Annotated in this window: 20 protein-coding genes; 10 read left to right on the plus strand and 10 right to left on the minus strand. The window is 33.3% G+C overall.

Annotated elements, in window-relative coordinates; translation table 11 throughout:
- Positions 1-12: 12 nt before the first annotated feature.
- The 5 genes from KFE69_05720 (at position 13) to trbB (ending at position 4,307) form a co-directional block, all read left to right on the plus strand.
- Positions 13-1,275 carry a TrbI/VirB10 family protein gene (locus KFE69_05720; protein ID UTW43587.1) on the plus strand — a complete coding sequence of 421 codons (1,263 nt, stop codon included), beginning with the start codon at positions 13-15 and terminating at the stop codon, positions 1,273-1,275.
- Positions 1,276-1,285: 10 nt separating this feature from the next.
- Positions 1,286-1,660, plus strand: a complete 375-nt coding sequence (locus KFE69_05725) for a hypothetical protein (GenBank protein UTW43588.1) — start codon at positions 1,286-1,288, stop codon at positions 1,658-1,660.
- A gap of 7 nt (positions 1,661-1,667) precedes the next feature.
- A complete protein-coding gene (locus KFE69_05730) occupies positions 1,668-2,846 on the plus strand; it encodes a type IV secretion system protein (GenBank protein ID UTW43589.1) in 1,179 nt (392 codons plus the stop codon).
- 67 nt (positions 2,847-2,913) lie between these two features.
- Entirely contained in the window at positions 2,914-3,357 is a 444-nt protein-coding gene (locus KFE69_05735; protein UTW43590.1) for a S26 family signal peptidase, read from the plus strand.
- Positions 3,354-4,307 (plus strand): P-type conjugative transfer ATPase TrbB, encoded by a 954-nt coding sequence (gene trbB / locus KFE69_05740; GenBank protein ID UTW43591.1) that lies wholly within the window; start codon positions 3,354-3,356, stop codon positions 4,305-4,307. Before KFE69_05735 ends, trbB begins: the two co-directional genes overlap by 4 nt.
- On the opposite strand, the gene ansA is transcribed toward trbB, so the two are convergent.
- Positions 4,288-5,313, minus strand: coding sequence for an asparaginase (gene ansA, locus KFE69_05745; protein UTW43592.1), 1,026 nt, complete (start codon positions 5,311-5,313; stop codon positions 4,288-4,290). The two genes, trbB and ansA, sit on opposite strands and share 20 nt — an antisense overlap.
- A gap of 95 nt (positions 5,314-5,408) precedes the next feature.
- The gene (locus KFE69_05750) at positions 5,409-6,209 is read right to left on the minus strand and encodes a hypothetical protein (protein ID UTW43593.1); all 801 of its coding nucleotides are present in this window, start codon (positions 6,207-6,209) and stop codon (positions 5,409-5,411) included.
- Between the two features lie 123 nt (positions 6,210-6,332).
- On the opposite strand from KFE69_05750, the gene KFE69_05755 reads away from it, so the two are divergent.
- The 5 genes from KFE69_05755 (at position 6,333) to lpxB (ending at position 10,425) form a co-directional block, all read left to right on the plus strand.
- A complete protein-coding gene (locus KFE69_05755) occupies positions 6,333-6,860 on the plus strand; it encodes an OmpH family outer membrane protein (protein UTW43594.1) in 528 nt (175 codons plus the stop codon).
- 102 nt (positions 6,861-6,962) lie between these two features.
- Entirely contained in the window at positions 6,963-8,003 is a 1,041-nt protein-coding gene (lpxD, locus tag KFE69_05760) for a UDP-3-O-(3-hydroxymyristoyl)glucosamine N-acyltransferase (GenBank protein ID UTW43595.1), read from the plus strand.
- Between the two features lie 42 nt (positions 8,004-8,045).
- Entirely contained in the window at positions 8,046-8,516 is a 471-nt protein-coding gene (fabZ, locus tag KFE69_05765) for a 3-hydroxyacyl-ACP dehydratase FabZ (GenBank protein UTW43596.1), read from the plus strand.
- Complete coding sequence (gene lpxA / locus KFE69_05770) at positions 8,513-9,292, plus strand: acyl-ACP--UDP-N-acetylglucosamine O-acyltransferase (GenBank protein UTW43597.1); 780 nt, start codon at positions 8,513-8,515, stop codon at positions 9,290-9,292. Before fabZ ends, lpxA begins: the two co-directional genes overlap by 4 nt.
- Positions 9,292-10,425 carry a lipid-A-disaccharide synthase gene (gene lpxB / locus KFE69_05775; GenBank protein ID UTW43598.1) on the plus strand — a complete coding sequence of 378 codons (1,134 nt, stop codon included), beginning with the start codon at positions 9,292-9,294 and terminating at the stop codon, positions 10,423-10,425. The genes lpxA and lpxB overlap by 1 nt, the downstream gene beginning before the upstream one ends.
- Before the next feature lie 8 nt (positions 10,426-10,433).
- Here the strand turns inward: lpxB and KFE69_05780 are convergent, their stop codons facing one another.
- The 8 genes from KFE69_05780 to KFE69_05815 all read right to left on the minus strand — a co-directional run bounded on the left by KFE69_05780 (position 10,434) and on the right by KFE69_05815 (position 20,300).
- Positions 10,434-11,906 carry a sodium-dependent transporter gene (locus tag KFE69_05780; GenBank protein UTW43599.1) on the minus strand — a complete coding sequence of 491 codons (1,473 nt, stop codon included), beginning with the start codon at positions 11,904-11,906 and terminating at the stop codon, positions 10,434-10,436.
- A gap of 119 nt (positions 11,907-12,025) precedes the next feature.
- Positions 12,026-13,399 carry a sugar porter family MFS transporter gene (locus tag KFE69_05785; GenBank protein ID UTW43600.1) on the minus strand — a complete coding sequence of 458 codons (1,374 nt, stop codon included), beginning with the start codon at positions 13,397-13,399 and terminating at the stop codon, positions 12,026-12,028.
- A 97-nt stretch (positions 13,400-13,496) separates the two neighbouring features.
- A complete protein-coding gene (gene mnmG, locus KFE69_05790) occupies positions 13,497-15,395 on the minus strand; it encodes a tRNA uridine-5-carboxymethylaminomethyl(34) synthesis enzyme MnmG (protein ID UTW43601.1) in 1,899 nt (632 codons plus the stop codon).
- Between the two features lie 142 nt (positions 15,396-15,537).
- Positions 15,538-16,122 carry a DUF1543 domain-containing protein gene (locus KFE69_05795; GenBank protein ID UTW43602.1) on the minus strand — a complete coding sequence of 195 codons (585 nt, stop codon included), beginning with the start codon at positions 16,120-16,122 and terminating at the stop codon, positions 15,538-15,540.
- A 47-nt stretch (positions 16,123-16,169) separates the two neighbouring features.
- On the minus strand, positions 16,170-16,826 hold the full coding sequence (locus KFE69_05800) for an HD domain-containing protein (protein ID UTW43603.1): 657 nt from the start codon (positions 16,824-16,826) through the stop codon (positions 16,170-16,172).
- A gap of 141 nt (positions 16,827-16,967) precedes the next feature.
- Positions 16,968-18,422 carry an FAD-binding protein gene (locus tag KFE69_05805; GenBank protein UTW43604.1) on the minus strand — a complete coding sequence of 485 codons (1,455 nt, stop codon included), beginning with the start codon at positions 18,420-18,422 and terminating at the stop codon, positions 16,968-16,970.
- Positions 18,419-19,255, minus strand: a complete 837-nt coding sequence (locus KFE69_05810) for a TauD/TfdA family dioxygenase (protein ID UTW43605.1) — start codon at positions 19,253-19,255, stop codon at positions 18,419-18,421. Before KFE69_05810 ends, KFE69_05805 begins: the two co-directional genes overlap by 4 nt.
- A gap of 16 nt (positions 19,256-19,271) precedes the next feature.
- Positions 19,272-20,300 carry an isocyanide synthase family protein gene (locus KFE69_05815; GenBank protein ID UTW43606.1) on the minus strand — a complete coding sequence of 343 codons (1,029 nt, stop codon included), beginning with the start codon at positions 20,298-20,300 and terminating at the stop codon, positions 19,272-19,274.
- Positions 20,301-20,321 lie beyond the last annotated feature (21 nt).

Consider the following 20,321-nt stretch of genomic DNA (forward strand, 5'->3'; position numbering starts at 1 on the left):
AGAATATTTCTTATGAAGAAAGAAAATAAAGAATTTAACTTAAAAGCAAAGCCACCTAAAGCTATTGAATTGAACAAAAAATTGATCATGATCACTGGTGGAATTGTCGGTTTGTTGGTGTTATTAATGGTGGTCTTTTCTACAGGTCCAAGTCAATCAGGTAATCAGCAAAGCTCAGATAAGTTAGCTCATATGTCGCCACAAGGTGCAGATGTTAATCAGATTAGTAATGTAGGCTATGCAGATAGTAGTGAAATCAATAAATTACTAGGTGTTGGTGAAAAAACAAAAATTATTGAGAAAATACCAGATAATTTAGAACAAAAATATAATACACTACAAAGACAATTAATGCAGACGCAGCAACAACTTGCAAAAATTCAGGCACAGCAAGGCAAACAACCACCCAAGCAGCAGTCATTATCACCGATGGATCGTGAAGCTGGCTCATCTTCTATATTCTTCCCAGGTGGTGCGCCAAGGCCGATTTCACAGCAACAGAAAAAAGATCAAGATGGTAAAAAATCTCAAGTGTCTGATAAGGATAATTCACCTCAAGCACAAAATTTGCGTTTTATGGAAGGTAAAGTTGATAAAGATGTTACCAATCAAAATACCATTCAAAAACCGATTTCTAAATATACAATTTTTGCTGGTAGCGTTATTCCAGCTATTTTACAAACAAAGCTTGTTTCTAACCTACCGGGTACGATTGTTGCACGTGTAAATCAAAATGTTTATGATACAGCAACTGGCCAGTATTTATTAATTCCTAAAGGTAGTACCTTAATTGGACTTTATAATTCAAGTGTTACTTATGGTCAATATCAACTCCAAGCAAAATTTATCCGTCTTATTCGCCCTGATGGCTCATCGATTGTATTGCCGAACCAGGTTGGTGTTGATGATATGGGTGTCTCTGGTTTAGAAGATGAAGTTGATAATCACTGGATGCAATTAATTGGTGCAGCTGCATTAGCAACTATCTTTAATATTCCGGCAGTAATTGCACAAAATCAGCAGAATAATAATACACAAAGCTGTAGTTATGATAGTAGTGGTAATTATACATGTAATTCTAATTTAGGTTCGACTGCTGTAAACTCAGCATTTCAAAGTATTGGTCAAACAGCAACTGAAATTGGTGGTAAATTGGTTGATCGTAGCATGAATATCCAGCCAACTATTATTATTAACGCAGGTAAAACTTTTGCAGTTATGGTGACAAAAGATCTTGTTTTACCGCCTTATCATATCTCACCCATAGGTCAATAAAGGTAAAAGCATGAGGTATTTAGCATATTGTTTAATGTTTTTTAGTTTATTTATTAGCTTTCCTACTTCGATATATGCTTTATACACGCCATCAAATGATAGTAATTATGATTCAAATAATAATACAGATCAAAATAATTCATCAACGACGAATAACCAAAATAGTGGTCTTCAAACACAAATGGATAAAAAGACAAAAGAGGCATTAAAAACATTTAAAAACTTTAAATTTGAAGATCAAGCAAAACAAGATTTTTTTGATACAGTAGGTAAAGATCCATCAAGTTCTGAGTTTGAATCAGGTAGCTTTGATAGTGGTACTTATTCTGACCAAAGTAGTTTTAAGATAAAAGATTCATCCGACTCTGATGTATTAGGGAGATAAATTTATCATGGCAGATGCAATGCAATTACTAGGCCCTAAACTATTTAATACGATTGAAGTAACTTTTATAACTAAAGTAAATGCAGCGATTGATATTGTTAAAGGCTATTCTATTACCATATTATTAACTATTGCTGTATTAGAATTAGTACTCTTTGCATTAGCATGGGTAATTAAGCAAGATGAATCTTTAGGCATGCTGGCGGTTAAAGTACTAAAGATTGGCATGATTTTTTTATTTATTACTATGTTTCCTTATATATTACAGCAGTTAATTGATGGCTTTACATTGATTGCGTTTAAAGTATCTGGAGATGAAGCTAAGGGTTATATTTTTAGTGCTGGTAATGTGTGGAAAATTGGCTTTAAAGGTGGCATTTCAATGTTAAAGCTAGCCGTTGAATACGGTACTTATAATGTTGGTATGTCATTTATTTATTTATTTTTAGGTTTTGGAATGCTGATTATATTTGCATTGATTGGTGCGCAAATTATTTTGTTAGTCAGCGTTTTTTATGCGATGGCATTAGTTGCTTTATTAATGATGCCGCTTGGTGCGTTTAAACCATTTGAAGATTTATTACATAGCGTTATACAGGGTGTATTTAAAGCAAGTGTTCGAGTATTTGGCCTTATTTTAGTTTTAGGTGTTGGTTATGTTGTTTGGACAAGTAGTCAGTTAAAATTACCAGCTATCTCTGCAACAACAGGGCTTGAGAAACCTTTGGCATTATTTTTTAGTTCTTTAGTTATCTTAATTTTAGCTTATAAATTACCAGGACTATTGGCAGAAGGTGTAGGTAAAATTAGAAGTAACTTATTTGAAAGCATTCAAGGACAACCGACAGTGAGTGTTAGTACGCCAGTTGTTGGTGGGTATCAAGGTGGAGGTGTTGTTACTTCAACCGTTGGTGGTGGCGTATTACAAGGTGCTCAAGGCGGTGCTTTTGCAGCATCTGGCCAGGGCTTAGCAGCTGCAAGTACCATTACATCAACGCAAACGCCATCAGGTGCAACAAGTTCAGCTAGTAATGTTAATGTTAGTTCTTCTGGTGCAGGCTCAGCAACGGCTAAGGGTGCTAAAATTGGTGATGCAGCCTCCATTAGTAGCAGTATATCAGATGATACATTACGAAAACTAAAAGCAACCGTTAAGCAGGCAATGAATGAAAAACCATCCGGTTAAAAAAGCTAAAATTAAACCAATTTGGTTCATAGTATTAATAATTAGCTTTTTATTAAGCTGTTGGTTGATGGTAAGTATTTTAAAATTATTTAATATACAGCTAAGGTATCAAGGAACACAGAGTATGCCTGTAGGTATTTATCTTCAATACCCAGCTAAAGAATATTATATTGGTGATGATATTATTTTTTATCCCAATACTTCTGTGGAAAAGCTGATTCTAAAAAGAGGTTGGTTGTCTGAAAAAGAGCCATTATTAAAAGAAGTTGTAGCATCAAAAGGTGATTTTATTTGTGCTAAAGGCGGCTATTTATGGATTAATCAGCAGAAAATTGCACCAATTCTTAAAAAAGATAGAAAAGGTAGGGCATTACCAGAAATTACATTGTGTCGCTATTTAAATGCGAATGAATTTTGGGTTATGGGTATTAGTAGTCCATATTCATTTGATAGTCGTTATTTTGGTATAGTGAAAAGGCAAAATATCTTAGGCAAGGTGGTTAAATTATGAAGTCAGAAGAAATTATATCAGATCGTAAATTTACAATGCTTAAAACGGCTTTTGGCGATGAGATTTTAGGTTATTTAAATGATGATAAAACAGTTGAGGTGATGTTAAATCCAGATGGACGTGTTCACTATGAGCGTCATGGTGAGGGCAAAGTAGCAACGGATTTATATTTATCAGCGCAGCAAAGTGCGAATATTGTTAAATTAGTTGCTTCTTATAAAAATGGTGTGGCGGATGAGAAGAATCCTGAAGTTGCAACTGATCTACCATTTGGTGGTGCAAGATTCCAAGGTTGGCTGCCACCTGTGGTAGAGCAAGCTTGTTTTTCAATTAGAAGACGTGCCAGTGCTATTTTTACATTAGAAGACTATGTTAAACAAGGTGCGCTGACATTACAACAAAGTGAATTTTTAAAAAAAGCTGTACTAGAACGTAAAAATATTATTATTGTTGGTGGTACAGGCTCAGGTAAAACAACATTTGCAAATGCCTTATTAGATATTTTAACTGGTTCAAATGATCGAATTTTAGTATTAGAAGATTTACCAGAATTACAAGTTAGAGTGGCTGATTTAGTTACCATGACGACTTCACAATCTGTATCAATGCATGACTTAGTTCGAGGTGCTTTAAGAATGCGACCTGATCGAATTATTATTGGTGAAGTAAGAGATGGTTCAGCGCTCGATTTATTAAAAGCTTGGAATACAGGACATCCTGGAGGCTTATGTACACTGCATGCCAATAGTGTAGAAAGTACCCCTTATCGTTTAGAAGATTTAATTCAAGAAGCAGTTGTAACAGTGCCGAGAAGTTTAATCTTACAAGCAGTTGACTTAATTGTATTTATTCAAAGAGATCGTGAGGCTGGTATACGTAAAATTACTGATGTGGTTGAATTATATGGTTATGATGGAGAAAGTTATCAGCTTAATCCTGCTTGTGATTAACTGATAGCTCACCACGTAAGCTAAGTTGCATTTTCTGTTCAATCTCATTTTGTGTTAGATTTTGACCAAATAAATAAAATAATTTAGTCAGTGCCGCTTCATCTGTCATATCGTATCCAGAAATAACGCCTGCTTTTTTTAGTCCTTGACCTGATGCGTAGTTATTCATATTAACAGAGCCAGTTGCACATTGAGTGCAATTAACAATAACCATACCTGATTGGCGAGCTTCTTTTAAAGTACCAAGTAATTTGTCATCTAATGGTGCATTGCCACTACCATAGGTTTTTAAAATTAGGCCATCTAAGCCTGATTGATATAGATGAGATAAGATACTCGAATCAAAGCCAGGGTAGAGTGCAAGTACAGCTACTTGAGAAATATTTAACATTTGAATTTTTAATCCACCGTTAGTTGGTTTAAAGAACCGATCGGTGTAAATTTCAATATCAACAGCTACTTTTCCTAATGCTAAGCAATTTGGTGAGTGGAATGCATCAATAGAAGAAGCGCTACGCTTTGTTGTGCGATTGCCTCTAAATAGTTGTTTATTAAAATAAATACAAACTTCTGGAATCTTATAACTACCAGCTAAGATTAAACTTTCAAGAATATTATTAACAGCATCTGTTCTTAATTCACAAATAGGGATTTGAGCACCGGTACAAATGACTGGCTTATTTAAATTTTTAAGAATAAATGACAGTGCAGATGCAGTATAAGCTAATGTATCCGTACCATGAAGAATAACAAATCCATCATAGTCATCATAATTATTAATAATATCTTTTGCTATAGTTAACCAATTTTCAGGAGTGACATTAGATGAATCGATTAAATTTGGGTATTCACAAATATCAAATTTAGGTAAGGATTCATGATGAAAAATTGGTAATGTATTTAAAAGCTCTGTTAAGTAACCAGGCGCTGTTTGGTAGCCAGAATCAGATGGTAGCATGCCAATTGTGCCACCGGTATAGGCAATGTAGACTTTTTTATTGTTCATTGTATAAGAATAAAAATAGTTAGATGAAAGTAATTAAATTTTTTAACATGCTTTATCAGATTTGTCAAAATAACCTAGCAGTTAATCAGTAATAGTTAGCTAAAGATAAAACTAATAAAGCCACCAGCTTCGAATGTATTATTATCAGGTTCTACAAATCCTTTATCAACTTCAGACTCTTTTATGTTCCAATAGCGAATATATGGTCCCACACCAATTTGAACACGTCGTGAAACTTGATAAGCAATTTCTAATTTTCCATTAAGACCATACCCTTGGGTTTGCTTATTTGAAATGGTGCCGCCAAATGATGCAGGAAGATGACTGTATTGGTAACCAACGATTAAATAGTCATATTCAAAAACACCTCGGTATGACCATTTTCCTTGTTTAAGCTTTATATCAAGCCCAATCGGCCAATAAAAATAGTTTGATTCTCTTAGATAACCAAAATGACCAGTTGTTGTTGTATCGCCACTAGAGTCATTATTGAGATAACGATAACCAAAACCTGTGTATGGTGTAAGTGTAAAACCATTGTTAAATATAAAAGAGTAACCAACAGATGGAGCAATATTAATCAACCAACTATTGTCATTATCTTGATCGCCACTTGAAGTTGAACTATAACTGCCAAAGTTATAGGCACTTCTTACGAATAATCTAACTGAAAATTTATATGGTAGTGGTATTTGGGTCTCTGAGTTTAAACCAATAAGTGGACCTTTTATTTTCATAATGCCAGGTTCTTCATAACGATAGTAACCAAATTCAGGCGATATGCTAATTGAAGCTTTTCTTTTATCTTGTGGTTGATCATTAGCATAAGCAAATTGATAATTTAAAGACAATAAACTTATTATTAAATAGGTAATTGATTTTAGTTTAAAACTCATTGTTAAATCGTCTCCAAAATTTTATAAACTTTCTATTAAAAGTCAGTTTTCCCCTTGTAATATAGGGTAATCCATATTAATGTATGGCAGAGTCTATATTAATGTAACTTGGAGAGCATGAAAATGAAAATAATGACAAAAATATTAACAGCTGCGCTAGTTTCAAGTGCAGTTTTAACTAGTTCAGCAATTGCTGATAGTACAATGAAAATTGGTGTTGTTGATGCAGCAAAAGTTTACCAGCAAGTGCCTCAAGGACAAGCTACTGCAAATAAAGTACGTGATAGTTTAAAGCCAGAAGTACAAGCATTAACTAAAGAACAACAAGATTTAGCAAGCCAAGCTAAGCAATTGGAAAAAGATAAACCAAGTTTATCAGAAGGCGATTTTAATAAAAAACAAGCCCAATTGAATGCAAAAATGCAAGCATTCCAGCAAAAGTATATGCAAATCCGCCAACAAGATACGCAAAAAAGCCAGCAACTAGCACAAGTTTTTGAAAAAGAGTTTTCTCAATCAGTTTCTGAGGTAGGCAAAAAAGAAGGTTATGACTTAATTGTTGTTAAACAAGCAGCACCTTTTTATAAAGATTCATTTGATGTAACAGATGCTATTGTTAAACAAATGGATGCCGATGCATCTAAATCATAATCATTGAATTAAATGATTGTTTGATATAGCTATAAAAAACATTTGCCTTTTTTATAGCTAAAGGATACGTAATTTAAAATATACATAAAGGATATATTATCTATGGCAATTTCCTATAATTTATCTGAATTGGCAATTCAATTGGGGGGTACTTTAAGAGGTGACCCAAAAGCAACTGTTAAAGGTATTGCGACATTAAAAGGTGCTAAAAAAGGTTATTTGTCTTTTTTAGCAAACCCAAAATATATTAATGATTTGAAAAATACAGATGCAACAGCTGTTTTATTAACATCAGATGCTGCAGAGATATGTCCTGTTGATGCAATTGTACTAAAAGATCCTTATTTTGCTTTTGCTAAAGTTGCTGAATTATTTGATAAATCACCAAGGTTAAAACCCGGTATTGATTCAACAGCTAAGATTGATGAAACAGCAAAAATTGATCCTTCAGCTGCAATAGGAGCAAATGTTATTATAGGCGCCCATACAACAATTGGTTCAAACGTGCAAATTTGGGCAAATACTGTGATATCAGATCACTGTCACATTAGTGAAAATGTAATGATTCATCCTAATGTAACGATATGCCATGATGTTAAAATTGGTTCTAATTCCAGAGTCCACCCAGGTGCTGTTATTGGCAGTGATGGTTTTGGTAATGCAAAAGATGAGTCAGGGCAGTGGGTTAAAGTACCACAATTAGGTGGTGTTAGTATTGGTGAAGATGTTGAAATTGGCTCAAACACAACAATTGATCGTGGGACAATTGATGATACAGTAATTCATGATGGTGTTAAAATTGATAATCTAGTGCAGGTAGCACATAATGTACAAATTGGTAAAAATACGGCAATGGCAGCTCAAGCTGGTGTTGCTGGAAGTACTAAAGTTGGTGCTGATTGCCTAATTGGTGGTGCTGCAGGGATTACAGGTCATATTGAAATTGTTGATCATGTTATGGTTGCAGCTAAAGCTGGTGTTAGTAAATCTTTGACAGAGCCAGGTGCCTATGCCTCAGGTACACCAGCTAAACCATATCATCAGTGGCGTAAAAATATTGCTCGTATCAATCGTTTAGATAAGGCTTATGCTAAAATAAAAGAACTTGAGAAAAAAATTGATCAGTTAGAGCAAAAAGATTGATATTTACTTTAATTAAAAATTATTATCAGGAAAAATATTTAGATGGAAAATCAAACAACTACTTCAAAGGATATTTATGAAATTTTGAATTTATTACCTCATAGGTATCCTTTTTTATTAATAGATCGAGTACTTGAAGTTGATGTTGATCATGTTAAGGCAATTAAAAATGTTACAGCTAATGAACCTCATTTTACGGGGCATTTCCCAGAAAACCCTGTAATGCCAGGTGTTTTAATTGTTGAGGCAATGGCGCAGGCGACAGCTTTGGTAGCCCATGCTAGAATAGAAGCAAATATGCTTAAAGGCGACGAAAATAAAATTTTCTTTTTAGCAGGAATTGATAAAGTGAGAATTAAGCGACCTGTTATTCCAGGCGATCAGTTAGTTATTACAGCTGAGCTGATTAAACAAAAAAGTAGTATTTTCTTCTGTAGAGCAGAAGCAAGAGTAGACGGTCAGCTAGTTGCTTCAGCTGATTTGATGGCAGCATACCGGGATAAGGCATTGTGATAGACCCAAAAGCGGTAATATATGAAGGTGCAAAAATTGCATCAGATGTTGAAATTGGCCCTTTTAGTGTAATTGGACCTAATGTAACCATTGGTTCAGGCACTAAAATAGGTCCAAATGTAGTCATTCAAAATACAACAACAATTGGCAAAAACAACCAGATTTTTCAGTTTGCATCGGTTGGTGCAAACCCAATTGATCATACCTATCAAGGTGAAGAAACACGTCTTGAGATTGGTGATGGAAATATTATTCGTGAAGGCGCTACGATACATGGTGGCACGTCAAAAGAAAATAATGTGACGGTATTAGGTAATCAAAACTTGATTATGAATTATGTTCATATTGGTCATGATTGCCGAATTGGTAATCGCGTTACTCTAGTTGGATTTTGCGGTGTAGCAGGCCATGTTAGAATACGGGATTTTGCAACAATTGGTGTTTATTGTGGTATTCATCAGTTTGTTGAGATTGGTGAATATAGCTTTATTGCGCAAGGCTCATTAATTGGTCAGAATGTATTACCTTACTTGATGATCATACCAGGCAAGGATAAACCATCAACACCGTTTGGCTTAAACACAGAAGGCTTAAAGCGAAATGGCTTTTCAAAAGAGACGATTGCTAAGTTGAAGAATGCCTATAAAGTTATTTATAGGCAAGGGCTTAGATTAGAAGAAGCAGCAGTAGCACTGAAAGAATTAGAAGCTGACTGTCCTGAAATTAGAATTATGCGTGAAATGCTTGAAGATACTGATCGAGGTATTGTTCGTTAATGCGTATTGTTTTGGTAGCTGGTGAATTATCAGGTGACCAGTTAGGTCAAAGTTTAGTTACTAAATTAAAAGATGTATACCCTGATGCTATTATTGAAGGCATTGGTGGCCCAGGCATGATTAAAGCCGGATTAACTAGTCTTTATCCGATTGAATATCTATCTGTCATGGGTTTTGTCGAAGTTATCAAACAATTAAATAAAATCCTTAAAGCACGCTTTGGTATGTTGCGTTATTTTAAAAAAAATCCACCTGATATTTATATAGGCATTGATGCGCCTGATTTTAATTTGCCGATTGAAAGAAAATTAAGAAAGCGTGGCGTTAAAACAATACATTATGTTAGTCCATCTGTTTGGGCTTGGCGTGAAGGTCGTGTTAAAGGAATAAAAAAGGCAACAGACTCTATATTAGCTATTTTGCCATTTGAAGTTGATTTTTATCATAAATATGATCATCGAGTGATTTTTGTTGGTCATCCATTAGCAAATGAGATTTCTTTAACTGCTGAGAATACAGATGATATTAGAACGAAGTTGCAACTTGAGTTAAATGAGTTAACGATAGCGATTCTACCAGGTAGCCGTCACCAAGAAGTTGCATTTTTACTACCGGTATTTATGGAAGTTGCAAGAAGAGTAAAGAAAAAATATCCACATTGTCAGTTTGTAATACCCTTAGCTAAACAATCTTTACGAATACATTTTGAACATTATGAGGCTGAATTTGATAAGCTTAGTATTCATTTAGTTGAAGGTAAATCACATCAAGTATTAAAAGCATCTGATGTTGTTTTATTGACATCGGGTACGGCTGCATTAGAAGCAATGTTATATAAAAAACCAATGGTAATGGCTTATAAATTATCACCAATTACATTTTTATTTGCGCGTATGCTAGTTAAAATTCGTATGTTTTCCTTACCAAATATATTAGCTGGTGAAATGATTATTCCTGAGTTAATTCAAAGTGATGCAACAGCGCCTAAATTAGCAGATGAGATGATACAGTTAATTGAAGATAAGTCTTACCAGAGAAAGCTAATTCAAATATTTACTGAATTACATAAACAATTAAAACAAGATTCTGATATGCTTGCTTTAGAAGAAGTGAAGTATTTATTAAATAAGTAATGATATTTTTAACGATAACTGATGCTACGATTTAGTATAATGCCAATAATAGTTAATAAAACTAATGAACCAACACCAAAACCTAAAACATAAATAACAGGATAACCACCATAAGTTGTTTCTAAATCAAAGATAACTTGCCTTAACAGTAACGTTGCTAAAATAGCTGGAATAATTAATCGTATTAGAAAGTTAAACAAGCCAGTTAAATTTAAATTAGATTGTTTTTTAAGATTATAGCGAAGGCGTTCAGCATCATAACACCAGCCAATTGCCATTGCTTGTAGTAAAGAGATAATTAAGACGCCATAACCACCGATAAAGTGATCGACAATATCTAATATATAAAGTCCATTATTACCGCTATAGATAAGGCTTACGATAAATGTTAAAATGATTGTAATTAAAAGTATGCTCTGGCGCTTGATTTTTTGAGTGCCATCCATTGTTGCAGCTAAAATAGCTTCAAATAATGAAACAATCGATGTAAATGCAAGTGCAAAAAGAGCTAAATAAAAAATAGTTGAGAAAAAGCCTTGTCCAAAAGGTAGTAGGGCCAGTGCTTTAGGGAATACAATAAATGCAAGTCCAATACCGCCTTCAACCACTTGATCAATTGGTGTATGTGTGACAGTAGAGTAATAACCTAAGACAGAATAAATAATGATACCACTAAAAAATGCAATTAACGTATCTCCAATAATCACGGCAGTTGCCATTTTTTTGACATTTACTTCCTTTTTTAAAATAGCACCGTAGGCAAACATAACCCCAAAGCCTAATGATAGTGTAAATAAAACTTGGCTTGCAGCATCAAACCATAAATCTAATGAATAAAGTGATGCCCAGTGGGGTTGTAGAAACAATTTTAAACCACTCCAAGCGCCGTTTAATAGTAGAGAATTAATCAATAGAACAATTAACAATATAAATGGAATAGGTGTGATCCACTTAGCAACTCGTGCAATACCTGAGGTGCCTTTATATACTGCAATGTAAATTAAAATTAAGGTAGCTATAACACCAAGTGAAATAGTGACATTTAAATGAGTAACTTGTGAAATGTGGCTTGTTAGGCTTAAAAAATCATTATAGAAATAATCTTGGGCATTAAGTTTCCAAGGAATCGATGGTGATTGGATAGCATAATTAATTACCCAGCTTGTAATGACTAAATAGTAAGTTAAAACACCAAAAGATATCAGTACTGCTAGCCAACCAATAATTTTAAATTTAGAAGTATTGCCAATCGAGCCTAGCGCTTTAGGTGCGCCAAAGCGAGTGATTTGTCCTAAACCAATTTCCATAATTAAAAGTGGTAAACCTAAAACTAAAAGACAAATGAAGTATGCAATAAAAAAAGCGCCACCGCCATGCTCATAAGCTAAATATGGAAAACGCCAAACATTACCTAGGCCCGCTGCGGAGCCAACTGCTGCAAGAACGAAAATCCAGCCCGATTTAAAATTATCTCGCGTCATTAAAAATCATCCAATTAAAATTAATTTACAGAGGGAATATACCATAAATCAATTAAAAGACTAAGTGTAGACTTCAGTTTTATCTTGGCTAATTGTATTTTATAAAGTATTTTTGATTGTTATGAAGTTTGTCCAATATAACGTATGCTTCTACCTTCATAAATATGATCTTCAATGGTTTCAAGCGATACATTTTTTGTCTCTGGCATTACTCTAATAAATATGATTAATGCAACAAGTGTTAATATGGCATATAAATAAAATGTATGATCAATGCCTAAGTAATCAACTAAAACTAAAAAACTAACGCTAACTAAAAAATTAAATCCCCAATTAGCACAATTGGCAATTGCCATACCTTTTTCTCTTGCCGAAAGCGGAAAAATTTCAGCCATTAATACATAAGGTAAGCCACCTAAACTAACAGCAAAAAAGAAGATAAATAAGAGTACTGCGAATAAGGCAATAATGCCACTGATATCGCCAAATGAATGAGACAATGCAGCACCACAGACAAATAAAGCAAAAATTTGGCCAATCATACCATAAATTAGTAACATTCTACGTCCTAGTGTTTCAATAATCCAAATAGCAATCACAGTAGATAAAACATTAACTAAGCCACAAATAATCGTTGCAATTGTTGCTGTATTATTAGCAAAAAAATGTAAATTAGCGTCTTTAAAAATATGTGTTGAATAATAAAAAATTGTATTTACACCTGTTAACTGTTGAGCAACAAATAATCCAAATGCAAGGCAGACTAATTTAAAAAGGTGTTTATCTTTTAAAATACTAATCAGAGATTTTTGTTTATGTGCTACAGCATGATTTAAGCCCTCAAGTATTTGATTTACTTCTGATGGCGCATTTAATTTTTCTATAACGTTTTTTGCTTTATTTTTCTTTTCTTTCATATAAAGCCAGCGAGGTGATTGAGGTAGAAAAATCATTCCAATGACAAGTAAGCTTGATGGTAGTACACCAAATAAAAACATGCCACGCCAATTATCTTCAAAAAAATGGTTAATAATAAACGCCATTACAAGACCAATAGTGACAGCTAGTTGGAATAATACAACTAATGCACCACGCACTCTAGTTGGTGCAATTTCAGATAAATACATTGGCACAATGGTAGCTGACAAACCAATTGAAATTCCCATAAATAAACGACCAATTTCAACAAGTAAAGTACGATCTGCAATGCTAACAAGAATCGTTGATAGTAAAAATAAAACTCCTGAGATAAAAATACTGTATTTTCTACCCAGACGATTTGCAAAAATTGGGCTAATCATTGAACCAAAGAGTGCACCTAAAGGTACTGAAGCAACAATTAATCCTTTTAGAAAATCATGTTTAATATTTAGTTCAATTGACATCGGTGTTAAAGCACCATTAATAACACCAGTATCATATCCAAATAATAAGCCAGCAATTGCAGCAACAATAGCGATGATATAGACAATTTTTTGATTTGACTGATCCATAAATTTCTCATTTCATCCAGTTTGAAGGTTAAGGAATACTATAGTATCAGATTAATTAATCTCTGAGAAATTTTAAGTTTAATTTTTTGTGTTTATTTTAAACGGTTTCTTTCAGCTTATTCGAGAGATTAATTTTCTTTAAATAAACTAGCAAAAGACTAATTGCTGCAGGAGTAACGCCAGAAATCCTTGATGCTTGTGCAATTGTTGTTGGTTTTGCATCAATTAATTTTTGACGTACTTCATTTGATAGGCCTTGAATACGTTGATAATCTAAAGTTTGTGGAATTTGTAAAGATTCCATTTCTTTGTGTTTTTCAACCTCATGATATTGGCGTGTAATATAACCATCATATTTAGCTTGAATTTCAATTTGTTCTGTCGCTTGCGTATGTTCAATTTTAGGGCCAATCGCCTCGACAAGCATTAATTTTTCATAGCTCATTTCAGGGCGCTTAAGTAGGTCAAAAGCATTAACATCAGATGTAACTGGCTGAGGCAGTATCGTTTCTAATTCTTTTGCTTTTGGGCTTTTAGGTCCAATCCATAATTTGCGCAAGCGATTAATTTCATTTTCAATTAATTGTTGTTTTTCTTCAAAGATAAGCCAACGCTTTTTATCAACTAAACCAAGCTTATAGCCAGTTGGCGTTAACCTTAAATCAGCATTATCTTCGCGAAGTATCAAGCGGTATTCTGCACGTGATGTAAACATACGGTAAGGCTCTAAAGTACCGTTGGTAATTAAATCATCAATTAATACACCAATATAGGCTTCATCACGTCTAGGGTACCACGATTCTTTATTTTGGGTGATTAATGCTGCATTTAAACCTGCAATAAGCCCTTGAGCTGCTGCTTCTTCATAACCTGTTGTGCCATTAATCTGACCTGCAAAAAACAGCTGATTAATATATTTAGTTTCAAGCGTTGGTTTAAGGTCTCTTGGGTCAAAAAAGTCATATTCAATGGCATAGCCTGGGCGAGTTATATGGGCATTTTCAAATCCCTTCATTGAACGAACAATGTTAAGCTGTACATCAAAAGGTAGCGATGTTGAAATACCATTTGGGTATAACTCTGTACTATTAAGCCCTTCAGGCTCGACAAATATCTGATGACTTGATTTATCAGCAAAGCGTACAATTTTATCCTCAATGGATGGACAATAACGTGGGCCAATACCTTCAATAATCCCGCCATACATTGCTGAACGATTAAGGTTATCACGAATAATTTGATGTGTTTTTTCATTAGTATGGGTAATATGGCAAGGCACTTGTTCAGGGTGTTCACTAATATTACCTAAAAATGAAAAAACAGGTGTTGGATTATCGCCTGGTTGAACTTGCATGACTGAAAAGTCGACCGTTTTAGCATCTATTCGAGGCGGTGTACCAGTTTTAAGACGACCCACACGAAATGGCAGTGCGCGTAGTCGTTCGGCTAATGCATTACTGGGTGGGTCGCCAGCGCGTCCACCTTGGAAATTATTAAATCCAATATGGATTTTACCACCTAAAAACGTACCGACCGTTAAAATAACACAGTTTGCTCTAAAGCTAAGCCCCATTTGCGTAATAACGCCACAAACACGATCATTTTCAACAATTAAATCATCGACTGATTGCTGAAATAAGGTTAAGTTTTCTTGATTCTGCAATCTTTTTTGGACAGCTTCTTTATATAAAGCACGGTCTGCTTGTGCTCGAGTAGCTCTAACAGCAGGGCCTTTTCTTGAATTTAAAGTACGAAACTGAATACCGCCTTCATCAATAGCATTTGCCATAATACCACCTAAGGCATCAATTTCTTTGACAAGATGACCTTTACCAATACCACCAATAGCTGGATTACATGACATTTGGCCAATGGTATCTAAATTCTGTGTTAACAATAATGTTTTTGCCCCCATTCGAGCACTAGCGCTTGCCGCTTCTGTACCAGCATGCCCACCACCGACAACAATAACATCGTAATGTTCAGGATAAATCATTTATTTGCCTTTAAATTTAAACTTTTATTATTTTATATTTTTCATACTTAAAATGCTGGCAATATTTTATCTTAAAATGCCTAAAGATGCTAGAGATTAAATTTTGATCAAGTGGTTTTATATAAAAAGATAGTTATTGATGTTAGATAATTGCTTTGTCAGTTTGTAGCTGTGATAAAACTTTTGCTGTATCTAGGCGTATATAATTAGATTGAATTTGTTGTGTTGATACTTCTGTTGTTGGTGTTAGAGTAATGTAATAACCATCAATGTTATTAAGAGCAATTATATCATCAACATCTTTTTTTAAGTTCTTACTACCAATAACAAAGTTATCATCACAATGTTGCTGATAGGTATTAACACAAAGTATTTCTTTAGCACGTTTAACCACATCTTTTTTACGATTACCAACTAAATAAGCTACCTCATGAATTTCACCAAAGAAATCTTTTTGATAACCTCCAAAGTTTATACAGTAAAGTTGATTGGTAGTTTCATTCTCTAGTGGCTCAGATGACAGTGAAATACGATAACCATCAACAATATCAAGTTCTAAGGAAGCATCTATATGTAAGCTTTTATATGTATTGCCAAACCATTTTTCAACTAATTTAGGATACGTTTCTTCTAAAGTATTACCAACAGTAAAGACCAAATCATGTAGTTCAATATGCGCACCATCTGTTCTACCACCTAACATAACTGCAAAAAGTTTTTTATCCATTTTAATTATCCTTTGGCTAAATTCTAAAGAAAGTTATTTTATCATATTTATAGGCTTAGATAAGATTTTAAATGTTGAATCTGATATTGGCTTTGATATTCAACTTCAGATAATTGATAGATATCTTTTTTAATGATATTTTCAAGTGCTAGTAGAACAGTTTCGTCATATTTAGTACCCTTGGATTCATTTATAATTTGAATCACTAAGTCTAATTCTATAGATTGCTTATAGGCTCTTTTTGAATATAATGCATCAAATAAGTCAGCAACTGCAATGATTTTGGCTTCAAAACAAATTTGACTGCCTTTTAATCCATAAGGATAGCCACTGCCATCTATTTTTTCATGATGTTGTTCGATCATTTTTGTAACTGGCCATGGAAAATGTATATGGTTTAGAAGTTCTGAACCTATTTTTGGATGATTTTTCACTAGATTAAATGTTTCTTCAGATAATTTTACGGGCGTATTTAAGGTATTAAGGGGTATGGCTAATTTGCCAATATCATGAAGTAGGGCACCAATTTTAAGACCTTTAGTTTGAAAAGAAGATAAGTTTAATTGTTGAGCAATTTTACCTGCTAGCATAGAGACACGTTCAGAGTGTAATGCCGTATCAACATCATAAGCCTTTAAAATTTTCATTAATGATATAATTAAATCAGTTTCTGTATATCTAAATAGTACATGATTAACATTCATAAGAGCGTTTATCTATATTATAAATTGTATATAGTTAATTATAATATAGAAAATTATTTTTATATAAATCTAAGGGTTGTTACTAAATAATATGTTGTAATTTATAAGGTTTTTATTAACGATAAGTCATTTTATTTAAAATTAATTTTTGTATATACCATTAACTAAGCTATTAACTTCATCTAGTGGTAAGGATTTTTCGATGAAAGAGTCAGGTCTAACGAGTATGGCTTGATTAGAATATTTAGATTCATTGCTCCAGTAGCCATTTTTATGCTTATTTGGATAAATTTGAATTATATTAATAAATTTGGGTAGTTTGGGTGGTATTGTATTATTGCTAAAAATTAATAAGTTAAATTTAGTATATTCTAAAAGCGAGTATATTTTTAGCTTTTTCGTTGAGTTAAAAACTTCAAAGTCAAATAGTCTTTCGCCCTGTAGACCTTGATTTCCATAGCGCACACCCATTCCTGTAATGAAGCCTGCATATTTTTGTATGATTTTTACATAGTTTTGTGCATGGTTGCTATTTTCTTGGGAATATTTAGTTGCACGAACGAGATCTCCAGATGCTTTGATGACAGCATTAGCAATTGGTTTACGTTCCTCTTCATAACTTTGTAAGATTTTTTTGGGAAAGTTAAAGTTTAATACCATATTTAGTTTCCAAATAAGATTAAAGGCATCGGCAAGTCCTGTATTTAAACCTTGTCCTCCATTAACTGAATGGACATGACATGCATCACCAGCAAGAAAAATACGCTCATTAATTAAGAATTTTTCAGCAACAGATTCTTTAACTGAAAACTGCGAAAACCAAACAATTTTTTCAAAGTTTAAGTAATGGGGTTTCATAGCTTGATTTATTTTATAAACTGCTTTTTCTAGGGTGAAATTCTTAGTATCCATTCGAACATAAAATCTATCAATTTGACCCTCTCTTGGAATCCATGCGACATCAGATGTTTCAGATTGAAAAACAATAATTTCAGGAACTTTATTAAAGTTTGAATTAATGACTCCATCAATAACAGCCCAAATTATTTGTGGACGAGTAATTTCAAAAGGGATATTAAAGTAGTTTCTGACAAAAGAGTGCGCACCATCTGCACCAATTATATACTTTGATTGAATAATTTCTCCATTATCAAGTGTTGTAAAACATGTTTCATCTTCAAGTGTAATGCTTTTAATTTCAGTTAAACGCTTAACTGAATTGCCAGTTTCTGTTAATTTTTGATCAAGTAAATTTTCAATGTAAGACTGACCAAGCATTAGGAAATGTTTATGGAAGCAACCTTCTAATTCATCCCACCATGAAGATTGACGTGAGATAAACTGACCATTTTTCCATACAGAACTGGTATTGCATGTTTTACCTAAGGGATAAAGATCTTTAAATAAATCAATTAACTCTAAGTATTGTAGAGAACGAGCATTTAACGCATCTGCTCTACCAACAGTTAAAGGGTGTGCTGATTTATCAATCGTCATTATTTGCATACCACAAAGTTGACCAAGGTATGAACACATTAAGCCTACAGGACCTGCACCAATAATTAAAATATCAACGGTTTGTCTTTTTGCTTTCATTTGTATGACTCTAAACTAGGATTATCAAAGGGTGGATTACTTAAAACTTGAACTCGCTGAAGGTGGCGGGGTGATTTAGATACAAATGCTTCTCTACCGTGTAACAGTGAAAAATTATCTGCAATAACGACATCATTTTCTTGCCATTGATGTGCATAACAGTGATTTACATCATATAGTGTTTTTTGTAAGTCTTGATGAAAATCATTTAATTGGTTATCTTTAAGATCTTTAAAATGCATATCTGGCAGGTTAATAAATGTTTCATTTTGAATAGAAACGGGTTCATTATAACGAATAACTGAAATGTTTTTATAAGGGTGTTTTGTAATCACTGGTGATATAGTTTTACTATGATAGAACTCCATTTCTCTTTGATAAGTGCCAGTGATATTATTCCAGAGCTTTTTTTGCTTAACTGAAGCATGTTCTAAAGCAGAGATAGTATTTGAAAAAACTGTTCTACCACCTTGGTTAATTTTGGGTGCTTTCAAACAATGAAAAATTTGATATTCAGGGATTTGTTTACGATACATACCATCCCAATGTAGCGGCATATAACTGTGATCAAAAATATGATCTTTAGGATTATCTTGCTCAGTTAATTCAAGTACTTTACCAAATGGCCAAATACTAATTTCTCCCCAAAGTTGACAATAATTAGAAAAATCATCTTTATTGTTAAAGGTAGTAAAATTTCTTAGTACAATAAGTTGATTATCATGAAATAAATTGCGTAATATTTCGATGCTTACATCATTTATATGTCTGTCTTTTGAAGTAGGCTCAATTAATACACCAAAAGGCTTAAGATAAGTTTGTTTATAATTCATATGAACTTCCTTAATTTTAATTCATATTATCTTCATGTAATTGATAATGACTTGGACGCCCATCAGGGAAATAGATTAGCTTGGCACCTAAAGATTCGGCTTGTGATCGTTTTAGTAAAATATATTGATCATTACGTTTGACAGCAACACCATGCCAAGGTGTCATCCAAACTTCATTAGCAATTAAGCGGATGCCTAGCTTTTCAGAGCCACATGTGTGTGGATGAATTGATAATCTAACGGCGTAAGGAAAATAGGCTTTGATTAATTGACTCCAAGCATTGCTTCTTCTAATCACTTCATATGCTTTTTGGCGAGATTCTTTTTGCAAAGTGGTATTACTTTTTAATTGACCAGGATATTTAGCATCTTCAAATAAGAAGCGAGTAATACCACGATAGAGTCGATTTAATGATTGTTCTTCTATACTTGATGATTGATTTGTACCTTGGCGAATTTTGTTTTTGATATTCTCAATTGACTCACCATAATTTTCCATTAATTGCTGACGCATTTGAGTAAAACTAACCTTGCTATATAAATGATCAAGATTAAATGTTGAAATATCAGAAAGTGACATTGTTTTAATGAGTCTGTCTAATTCGGTTTGATAAGCAGTAACATGCTGTTCTTGCATTCCTATAACATCACTAAATACTCTACCATCTGAACATAAAATTATTTTTATACCAGGTTGGTAGAATTGTTTAATCTTCTGACAAAGTGTTGCAAAGAATTTAAGTGAAATAATCTCAGCATAATCTGGTAAATAACCCAGTACTTTTTCACTATTAGGTGACTTTCCAGGAAAAGCAGGTAGTACAAATATGATCGGTTTATTCTTTTTAACAGCCAATATAATATTAGGCAAAAATTTATGAGTGCATTTTTGGCAGTTTACACCTTTACATGAATAAAACGACTCAGGCAAGCGTCTATAATCAATAACTTCAGCAAGTATTTTTTTAGCAATCAACATGTCTTTGTCTTGAGGGTGATTAGTTAATGTATATTGATTATTTAATTCTGCAAGCTCTGTTGTCATTTGATCATCCAGTTGATTAAT

The organism is bacterium SCSIO 12844 (genome assembly GCA_024397935.1).
GTDB lineage: Bacteria > Pseudomonadota > Gammaproteobacteria > Francisellales > Francisellaceae > M0027.

Excerpts from the sequence above, each read along its gene's own strand:
- KFE69_05755 (UTW43594.1), top strand. The coding sequence starts at position 6,333 with ATGAAAATAATGACAAAAATATTAACAGCTGCGCTAGTTTCAAGTGCA.
- fabZ (UTW43596.1), top strand. The coding sequence starts at position 8,046 with ATGGAAAATCAAACAACTACTTCAAAGGATATTTATGAAATTTTGAAT.
- KFE69_05785 (UTW43600.1), bottom strand. The coding sequence starts at position 13,399 with ATGGATCAGTCAAATCAAAAAATTGTCTATATCATCGCTATTGTTGCT.
- KFE69_05730 (UTW43589.1), top strand. The coding sequence starts at position 1,668 with ATGGCAGATGCAATGCAATTACTAGGCCCTAAACTATTTAATACGATT.
- mnmG (UTW43601.1), bottom strand. The coding sequence starts at position 15,395 with ATGATTTATCCTGAACATTACGATGTTATTGTTGTCGGTGGTGGGCAT.
- KFE69_05750 (UTW43593.1), bottom strand. The coding sequence starts at position 6,209 with ATGAGTTTTAAACTAAAATCAATTACCTATTTAATAATAAGTTTATTG.
- KFE69_05725 (UTW43588.1), top strand. The coding sequence starts at position 1,286 with ATGAGGTATTTAGCATATTGTTTAATGTTTTTTAGTTTATTTATTAGC.
- lpxB (UTW43598.1), top strand. The coding sequence starts at position 9,292 with ATGCGTATTGTTTTGGTAGCTGGTGAATTATCAGGTGACCAGTTAGGT.
- KFE69_05720 (UTW43587.1), top strand. The coding sequence starts at position 13 with ATGAAGAAAGAAAATAAAGAATTTAACTTAAAAGCAAAGCCACCTAAA.
- KFE69_05810 (UTW43605.1), bottom strand. The coding sequence starts at position 19,255 with ATGAATTATAAACAAACTTATCTTAAGCCTTTTGGTGTATTAATTGAG.
- KFE69_05815 (UTW43606.1), bottom strand. The coding sequence starts at position 20,300 with ATGACAACAGAGCTTGCAGAATTAAATAATCAATATACATTAACTAAT.
- trbB (UTW43591.1), top strand. The coding sequence starts at position 3,354 with ATGAAGTCAGAAGAAATTATATCAGATCGTAAATTTACAATGCTTAAA.
- KFE69_05795 (UTW43602.1), bottom strand. The coding sequence starts at position 16,122 with ATGGATAAAAAACTTTTTGCAGTTATGTTAGGTGGTAGAACAGATGGT.
- lpxD (UTW43595.1), top strand. The coding sequence starts at position 6,963 with ATGGCAATTTCCTATAATTTATCTGAATTGGCAATTCAATTGGGGGGT.
- KFE69_05800 (UTW43603.1), bottom strand. The coding sequence starts at position 16,826 with ATGAATGTTAATCATGTACTATTTAGATATACAGAAACTGATTTAATT.
- ansA (UTW43592.1), bottom strand. The coding sequence starts at position 5,313 with ATGAACAATAAAAAAGTCTACATTGCCTATACCGGTGGCACAATTGGC.
- KFE69_05805 (UTW43604.1), bottom strand. The coding sequence starts at position 18,422 with ATGAAAGCAAAAAGACAAACCGTTGATATTTTAATTATTGGTGCAGGT.
- KFE69_05780 (UTW43599.1), bottom strand. The coding sequence starts at position 11,906 with ATGACGCGAGATAATTTTAAATCGGGCTGGATTTTCGTTCTTGCAGCA.
- KFE69_05735 (UTW43590.1), top strand. The coding sequence starts at position 2,914 with ATGGTAAGTATTTTAAAATTATTTAATATACAGCTAAGGTATCAAGGA.